Source organism: Lysinibacillus sp. NPDC097214, from assembly GCF_050277945.1.
GTDB lineage: Bacteria > Bacillota > Bacilli > Bacillales_A > Planococcaceae > Lysinibacillus > Lysinibacillus xylanilyticus_B.
On record NZ_JBNNSS010000023.1, the window covers coordinates 20,621 to 29,349 of the forward strand.

Annotated in this window: 8 protein-coding genes; 5 read left to right on the forward strand and 3 right to left on the reverse strand. The window is 37.9% G+C overall.

What is annotated here, in order from left to right; translation table 11 throughout:
* Window positions 1-217: 217 nt before the first annotated feature.
* Window positions 218-1,036: a polysaccharide deacetylase family protein gene (locus ACQKMI_RS25025; RefSeq protein ID WP_323650759.1), complete on the forward strand. Its 819-nt coding sequence runs from the start codon at window positions 218-220 to the stop codon at window positions 1,034-1,036.
* 44 nt (window positions 1,037-1,080) lie between these two features.
* Entirely contained in the window at window positions 1,081-2,460 is a 1,380-nt protein-coding gene (rlmD, locus tag ACQKMI_RS25030) for a 23S rRNA (uracil(1939)-C(5))-methyltransferase RlmD (RefSeq protein ID WP_427493272.1), read from the forward strand.
* A 444-nt stretch (window positions 2,461-2,904) separates the two neighbouring features.
* On the opposite strand, the gene ACQKMI_RS25035 is transcribed toward rlmD, so the two are convergent.
* Together ACQKMI_RS25035 and ACQKMI_RS25040 are read right to left on the reverse strand one after the other, a co-directional pair.
* Window positions 2,905-3,540: a hypothetical protein gene (locus ACQKMI_RS25035; RefSeq protein WP_427493274.1), complete on the reverse strand. Its 636-nt coding sequence runs from the start codon at window positions 3,538-3,540 to the stop codon at window positions 2,905-2,907.
* A gap of 365 nt (window positions 3,541-3,905) precedes the next feature.
* A complete protein-coding gene (locus ACQKMI_RS25040; protein WP_427493276.1) occupies window positions 3,906-5,084 on the reverse strand; it encodes an MFS transporter in 1,179 nt (392 codons plus the stop codon).
* Window positions 5,085-5,453: 369 nt separating this feature from the next.
* On the opposite strand from ACQKMI_RS25040, the gene ACQKMI_RS25045 reads away from it, so the two are divergent.
* On the forward strand, window positions 5,454-5,639 hold the full coding sequence (locus ACQKMI_RS25045; protein WP_197143548.1) for an SE1561 family protein: 186 nt from the start codon (window positions 5,454-5,456) through the stop codon (window positions 5,637-5,639).
* 53 nt (window positions 5,640-5,692) lie between these two features.
* Here the strand turns inward: ACQKMI_RS25045 and ACQKMI_RS25050 are convergent, their stop codons facing one another.
* Window positions 5,693-6,484: a YwqG family protein gene (locus tag ACQKMI_RS25050; RefSeq protein ID WP_427493278.1), complete on the reverse strand. Its 792-nt coding sequence runs from the start codon at window positions 6,482-6,484 to the stop codon at window positions 5,693-5,695.
* Window positions 6,485-6,878: 394 nt separating this feature from the next.
* On the opposite strand from ACQKMI_RS25050, the gene ACQKMI_RS25055 reads away from it, so the two are divergent.
* Together ACQKMI_RS25055 and ACQKMI_RS25060 are read left to right on the forward strand one after the other, a co-directional pair.
* Window positions 6,879-8,417: a fumarate hydratase gene (locus tag ACQKMI_RS25055; RefSeq protein WP_427493280.1), complete on the forward strand. Its 1,539-nt coding sequence runs from the start codon at window positions 6,879-6,881 to the stop codon at window positions 8,415-8,417.
* A 90-nt stretch (window positions 8,418-8,507) separates the two neighbouring features.
* Window positions 8,508-8,729, forward strand: a 222-nt coding sequence (locus ACQKMI_RS25060; RefSeq protein ID WP_427493282.1) for a hypothetical protein, incomplete at its 3' end; no start/stop codon positions are given.

The window sequence follows — 8,729 nt, forward strand, 5'->3', positions numbered from 1 at the left end:
TCAGCATGTACAACCTATTGTTTCAGAAAAACATCATTCAGCAATTATGCCTCGGCATAATTGCGTCTGGAGGCTTTAATTTCTTTCAGCGGGTATTTGTACTTCCGCTGAAAGAAGTTAAATTCCCTCATTTAAAATAAGTACTTTTTGAATGAATGAGGTAGGATAATTTTTTTAAAAATAACACATTCTAATGAAAAAGAAAGGATGCGTTTTTATGTGGAAACAGCATATAGTAGGATCGGTAATTGCTACTTTTATTATTGCCGCGGCAATTAGCTTTAATCCCTTTTCGGCCTCTGGCTCTGATGAATACAACTGGGGCATTAAACGAGCGAAAAACGGTGAACCAGCAGAAGCTGGGGCACAGCTTGATCAGATAGTTGAGAAATATGGTGCCATTTATAAAGGAAAGCCTGATAATAAAGTTGCTTATTTAACCTTTGATAACGGATATGAAAATGGGTTTACGGAAAGCATTTTGGATACGTTGAAGAAGGAAAACGCACCAGCTACCTTCTTTTTAACTGGTCATTATTTAGAAAGTGCCCCTGATTTAGTAAAACGCATGGTTAAAGATGGCCATATGATCGGCAACCATTCATATGGGCACCCAAATATGGCGAGACTAACGCCCGATGGTATGCGTACTGAATGGAAAAAGCTTGATGATAAACTGCGTGAATTGACGGGTATTGAACGTACAACATATGCTCGCCCTCCTGAAGGTACATTTAATGCGAAATTATTAGAGGTAGGCAATGCTGAAGGCTATCGTCATATTTTCTGGTCTGTTGCCTTTAAGGATTGGGAAAGGGATGTACGACGTGGCGCAGATTATGCGTATAATGCATTAATGGAACAGCTTCATCCTGGTGCCGTAATATTAATGCATACTGTTGCGCAGGATAACGCTGAAGCTCTTCCTAGGTTTATTGCCGAAGCAAAAAAACAAGGCTATACATTTTTATCCCTTAACGATTTAGTTTTAGAACATGAAGATTTTCCTGTCGCTTTGCAATCGTCTACTCCTTAGTTATAATGGGGAGATGATATTAAAAGAACAGGGACGTGGAAAGCTTGACGCAACAAACAACAATGGAAGTAGGACAAAAATTTCCTCTAATAATTAAAAGATTAGGTATTAATGGTGAAGGCGTAGGCTTTTATAAGCGTAATGTCGTATTTGTAAAGGGCGCCATTCCTGGTGAAGAAATTACAGCACAAGTGACTAAAACACAGCAAAATTTTGCCGAAGCAGAAATAGTAACGATTCGCAAGGCTTCAAAATATCGCCAGGAAGCACCTTGCCCAGTTTACAACGAATGTGGCGGCTGTCAGCTTCAACATATGACATATGAAAAACAGCTAATTGAAAAGCGTGATATCGTCGTTCAAGCTTTAGAACGTTATGCTAAGCCTTTAGCTACTACAGTTGAAGTTCGTAAAACTCTAGGGATGGATAATCCATGGAATTATCGAAACAAAAGTCAATATCAAGTACGTAAAGAGGGTAAACGTGTCTATGCAGGGCTATTTGCAGAAGGTAGCAACAAGTTACTGAACATCAATGATTGCCTTGTGCAACATCCTATTACGTCAAAAATCACGGTAGCAACACGTAAAATTTTACAAAAACTAAATATTACTATTTACGATGGTCGTACGCTTGATGGCTTAGTGCGTACGATTGTTGTACGTACAGGGATTCGTACGGGTGAAACACAAGTCGTACTTGTCACAACACGTAAAGAAATTCCTCATCTAGCGGAGCTCATTGCACGCATTAAAAAAATCGACCCAAGCATCGTATCGATCGCTCAAAATATTAATCGTGAGAAAACATCGTTAATCTTTGGCGACGAAACGATTGTCCTCGACGGCAAGGAAACGATTCACGAGGAACTTGGCGAATTAGCTTTTGATTTATCAGCTCGCGCCTTTTTCCAACTGAATCCAACACAAACCGTTCATCTATATGATGAAATCAAAAAAGCAGCAGCATTAACAGGCAAAGAAACAGTTGTTGATGCTTACTGTGGTGTTGGGACAATCGGTTTATGGCTAGCTGACAAAGCGAAAGAAGTTCGTGGAATGGATGTTATTCCAGAAAGCATTCAGGATGCACGTAAAAATGCCCGCAACCATGGCTTCAAGCATACAAAATATGCAGTTGGTACAGCAGAAAGTGTCTTAGCAAAATGGCGCAAGGAAGGATTTACACCAGATGTTATTACAGTCGATCCACCACGCACAGGTCTAGCACCAGAGTTTATCCGCACGGTGTTGAAGCTAAAACCGAAGCGCTTTGTTTATACGTCTTGTAATCCTTCAACATTAGCGAAGGATTTAAACGAATTATCGAAGTTTTATGATGTAGAGTACATTCAGCCAGTGGATATGTTTGCACAAACTGCACAAGTGGAGTGCGTTGCGAAGCTTGTATTGAAGAATAAATAATGATGAAAAGGACGTCTTGAGAATACTCTAGGCGTCCTTTTTTAATCGTTTTAATTTCCCCATTCATTTCATATGTAAACCAAAGAGTTCTTATAAAAGCAAAACAGGCGTCTTCTAAAATTAAGAGACGCCTGTTTTGTATATTATTTTTCTATGTAATGCACAGCTCCAGCTGCCTGGTGGATTACGGACGGTCCAGAAAAATCAACACCTTAACCAGTTGCCCAGGATTTAAAAGATTTTTATACTTTAAATTTTTAGCTTTAATACAAAAGAACTTTGACACGTAAACTTTGGACTTTTACCTTTAACCTTTGAGCTTTCAACTCAGATTGTTTAAAGTATCCTTTGTAGTAAGGTATGTTTGAGGTTTTAACTCGCACACATACCTTGAAGCGCGAGCGACTTTTCGTTTTCCGTTTTCGCCAGGCCATGCAAATTTAGTTAGGCTTGCACTTCAATAAACGTCGTTGCGTTTGATTCCGATAATACAGCGTCGACCTCTGATTCAAATTCTTCAATTCGATTACTTAATGCTTCCATTTTCTTTTTAACATTCATCGGATCAATTAACTCATACTCGTTTCTTTTCATAAATGTATCCGTATGTAATTTAACTTCCTCGGGAGATTGTTTATCTTTATTTCCTAATATATTCACTAAATACGTTTCTAGCTTTGCTGGCAACGCATCATTTTCTTTAGCCACCGTATTTATAGCTGAACGATATTGCTGTTGCATAACTTCTAACAGTTCTTTTTCATATTGAATGGACTGTTTGCGTTCAATTGCTTCCGCTACAGTCATTTCTTCTTTTCCTACTATTACTTTTGTTTTAGCATTGGACTCTACAACTAGTGCCTTTATTCGGTTGCGATAGTCAATTAAGCTAACTACTTTATCGTATGAGGCTTGCATTTGCTTTTCATATTCTTGAATTTCTACACCATTAATTTTGCTATTGCTTTTACGATTAGCTAACACTGAACTAACTTCATTCGTTGCTGCTTCGATGCGATGATTTAGCATCTTTAATTCTGTTAATGCACGGTGAATTGATATTTTTTTATATTCAGTCATGATTTAATCTCCTCATTATACTTAGCTAGTGTTCTTCTATTATATAGAGATAGACATCCAAAGTCCAAATATTACTTGACTGCAAATTTTATTTGATTTTATGTTCACTTGTCTGTATAATATCATTCTAGGTGCCAAACCTATGTGACTTGGACGAACATCCTTGTCACGCAAAGAACGCCATAACAGCACGGATTTGCTGGGCGTTTTTTGTTTTATGAGCGGGAGATGAGCCCCGCTCTTTTATTTTGTCCAAAATTATACATTGCGCAAAAGCTTCCAAGCTAGCAATTTACTTGAGCTATTACTTCCTCTACCCGAACTTGACTCTCTTCCTTCCGCTTCAAGGCAAAAGACAAAGCCTCTTACATCGACACCAATCGCTTATTTTTATTTCGTCCAAATACTAACAAAACAATAGCTACAGCTAGTAAAAGCATCGCTACTAATAAAAGGAAGCTGTACTTTACATATTCTAAATAAACACCACCTAAAAATGGCCCTGTTAAGCTGCCGATACTAAGGGCAATGCCGCAAAGTAGATTTCCTGTTGGCAGTAGTTCTTTTGATGTTAAATCTGCCATATAGGTAATACCTAATGAAAACATTGAACCGACTAATGTACCTGTAAAGAAAAATGCTACGGCTACTGCCATTTGAGAATGCTCTAAAAAACTGGCAATCCCAAAAATAATAGCCCCTCCAAATGAGCCAAACATTAAGACATAACGTCGTCCTATTTTATCCGCTATTGCACCAAGCGGCACCTGTGTTAAAATCCCGCCAAATGTAAAGACTGATAACATAATGGGAATCATATTCACGTCAAAATCTTTACGCAATGCATAAACTGGGAACAAAGCATTTAAAGCAGATTCTAAAAAACCATAAGCAAATGGCCCTAAAAATGCAATCCATCCAAATGCAATGGCTATTTTATAACGATGCCAGCCTCTTGCATGTAAGTCTCCCGTTAAACGTTCTGGTTTTTCATTTTGTAAAAGGAATACAAAAGCCCATGCAAATAAACACATAGCGGAGGACACAATAAACGGTAATGCTTCTGAAACTTGTATAAGTTTCACCATTAAAGGTCCAACTGCGAAGCCTGTACTAAAGGACAAACCGTAAATGGCCATACCCTTTCCTAAGCTTTTATGATCTGTGGTGCTTGTAATCCACGTTTGTGTTGCAAAGTGTAATGCATGATCTCCTACTCCAATGAGTAAGCGAAGGACAAACCAAAAAGTCACACTTTTCCATAAAGGAAATATTAGCAGCGAAACAAACACAAGGGCACCGCCAATTAAAATAATCGGTTTATAGCCCCATTTTCGTAATGGCTGCTCGATAAATGGTGAGATTAATAAAGTTCCTATGTATAGACCTGTTGCATTCAATCCGTTCAACGCGGAGGAAACTCCATCACGTTCGAAAATAATTGAAATAAGCGGTAAAAGCATTCCTTGTGAAAAGCCTGAAATAGATACAATTAACACTAGAATGGCAAATCTTTTTTTGCTGTAATCTGAGAAGTACGTCATCTTTTCCTCCAACATCTAGTCATTCTTCCAAAGAACAGCATACCAAAAAGCCTTAGCGCTCACCACATGTGATTTTACGCTAAGGCCTAACTAACACTTATCTCCATTTAATTGTATAAACACGAATTTCGGCTTTTACATTGGCCGAGTACTTGTTTAAACTCCCTCCTTTTCGAGTTAGAGTCTTTTAGGATTTTGTAGATCAGCTCCTTTGCTTTTTCTTAATATTAATTTAACATACACCTTCAATATTGTAAATATTCTGTCTATTATTTTTTAAAAATAATCGCTAAGTCCTAGGTGTTTACCTAAACATTGAAATTTAGTCCCAAATCAGCTAAGATGGAGGGGACGAAATGAGGTGTATGTATGTCAAATCCAATCACTGATAAAAAACAGCAAATGAATTACTTAAAAGAACGTCTTGAAATTTTTTTAGAAGTTTTAGATGCCATCGATCCTGAAACAACTGAATTAGAGGATATTGATCGTTTAATTCAAATGATGGATGATTTAGAAGACAAAATGGAGCAATTTAATGCTCGTGAACAATAACTGATACAAGCAAGTGGAGAGCCTTATGTCCACTTGCTTTTTTCTTCTATTATTTAATAGCAATCCCAATTGTATAGAACTTTACTAAAATCTTTACGTTTCAGCTCATCCTCTGTGATGAAAAAGTTGCCGACCCCGACATCTCCCCACAGAATATGATCGCCCACACTGTCAATTTGAAGCAACAAAATTGTTGAATCTGTATAGTTACCATAAGCTCTTGGATCTTCCTGAGTAAAGAATGGGTATCCCCCGATTTTATGACCTGTACTATTTAATGTTTCATAAAATGAGTCTACTAAATGATCATCGTCTTCTATAGTAGCTAGGATCTTCGCATATGTTTTTTCACTTCTAAAGTCATTTGCTGATAATGGTTCATAGCCTGTTCCGAAGGACAACGCCATTTCTTTTTCCACTGGGAAGTAAAATTCTTCTTCTTTCGCTTTAACAAATGAGAAGTCTTGTACTAACTGTGACTCATCTCTAACAATATGTTCGTGGAAAACAATGCGGAAGCCCTCCTGATTTTGACCATTGTCAAAATCCATCCCAAGTATATCGTCATAGCTATCAATATAAAACTGCAAAATACCCTCATCAGGGAAGTTTGATAAATGCTTCGGTACATCTGCAAAATTAATTTGAGCTAGTAATTTTAATGGTTGCCCTTCTGGATTTTTCGGGTACTCCATTGTTAGCGGAAAATATGGATCGCCTTCAAACTTACTTTCAAATAAAGATGTTTTTCGTTCTTCCGTTTCAATAAATACGGTAGGCTGTATCGTTTCCTCTATTACAGTCCTACTTTGTTCAAATGCTTCAGGTAAATTAAGTAACTTCATTCTATTACCTCCTAAAGTAAATTTAAATTCATTATAGAACAAACGTTCTGCATTAACAACCTTAATTTCGAATAAGGTTGGAAATGGCTTCACTCTCTAAGTGATCAACTTCGCCTCAAATGTGATCCGTTTCACTCTCAAAATGATCAGCCTCAAAAAACGCTCCGGTAAATTCTATAACCAACCAGGAAAACCTTAAGATGTTGTTTATTACCCCGCTTCAATTTTCTTCTAACATCTTAACGATAAATAACATAATTTAACATTTAAATTTCCTCTTTTTGAGAATAGAGCTTTAATTCCGACCACAATGAGTTGAACTCTTTTTTTCATTAGTTGAAAAGAGTATAATATTACGTGGAAATAATCAAATTTTTATGGGGGGCAATACTAAATGAATATCCAAACTTTGGAGAAAAGTCTTTACGATTTAATTACTGAAACGTCTACGAATCTACCAAAAGACGTACGTCGCGCTATTAAGAAAGCTAAAGAAGCTGAGAATTCAGGTACTCGTGCTGCAATGAGCTTAGACACAATCTCAAATAATATTATTATGGCAGAAGATAATGTATCACCAATCTGTCAAGATACTGGTCTACCAACATTCAAAATTTATACGCCTGTTGGTGTAAACCAATTAGAAATTAAAGAAGCTATTAAAAAAGCTATTGTCGATACTTCTGCAGATGCAAAATTGCGTCCAAATGCGGTTGATTCATTAACAGGCGCAAACAGCGGTAATAACCTAGGTGACGGTCTACCTGTTATGAAATTCGAACAATGGGAAAACGACTACATTACAATTAAATTAATCCTTAAAGGTGGCGGCTGTGAAAACAAAAACATCCAGTATAGCCTACCATGTGAAATTGATGGTCTTGGTCGCGCTGGTCGTGATTTAGATGGTATCCGTAAATGTATCCTCCACTCAGTATACCAAGCACAAGGACAAGGCTGTTCAGCTGGCTTCATCGGTGTAGGTATCGGTGGCGATCGCTCTTCTGGTTACGACTTAGCGAAAGAACAGTTATTCCGTCATGCGGAAGATACAAATCCTAATTCTGATCTTGCTAAATTAGAAGAATATGTAGTGAAAACTGCAAACACATTTGGTATCGGTACAATGGGCTTCGGTGGTGAAGCAACATTACTTGGCTGTAAAATTGGTGTTATGCACCGTATCCCTGCATCATTCTACGTATCAGTAGCTTATAACTGCTGGGCATACCGTCGTATGGCTGTGGACATCAATCCTCAAACTGGCGAAATTATTAACTGGCATTATCAAGAAGGCGAAAAAATTACATTTAAAGAAGATGAAGTTGCAGCAACAACAGAAGATACTACTACAGATGTAGTGGAACTTACTGCACCAATTACTGAAGAACAAATTCGCGCTCTAAAAGTTGGTGACGTTGTTTCGATTACTGGTCGTATGTATACTGGTCGTGACGCAATTCACCATCACTTAATGAGCCACGATGCTCCAGTTGATCTTAATGGACAAGTTATTTATCACTGTGGCCCTGTAATGGCAAAAGATGAAGAAGGCAACTGGACAGTAAAAGCAGCTGGTCCAACTACTTCTATTCGTGAGGAGCCATATCAAGGTGACATCATGAAAAAATTCGGTATCCGTGCTGTAATTGGTAAAGGCGGTATGGGACCAAAAACACTTGCTGCATTAGAAGAGCACGGTGGCGTTTACTTAAATGCAATCGGTGGTGCTGCACAATACTACGCAGACTGCATTAAAGGTGTTGAGGGTGTTGACCTAATGGAATTCGGTATTCCAGAAGCGATGTGGCACTTAAACGTTGAGAAGTTCACAGCTGTTGTCACAATGGACTCTCACGGTAACTCACTACACGCAGACGTAGATAAATCATCTCTAGAAAAACTTGCTCTTCACGCAGAAAGAGTATTCTAATAAAGAAGCAATTTCTTTCAAAGTTTAGGCATTTTTACTACACAAATTTGAAAAGCACAGAATATTCCTATGAATATCTGTGCTTTTCATATGTTCAAAATTATTTCAAAAAAGACTCACAATCACCTCAAACTCAATCTTGGCCCCTTTCATCCCCTTTCTATCAATTTACCTTGGCATAATTCCGTGACATCCGCCGGAGGCTTTAGGCCAACACGATGTTGGTCACTCAGTCGTGTGTTGTTGCTGTCGCTTCGCTTTCGCACAGATAAAACCGTGTTGCTGTCGCTTCGCTTTCGCACAGATAAAACC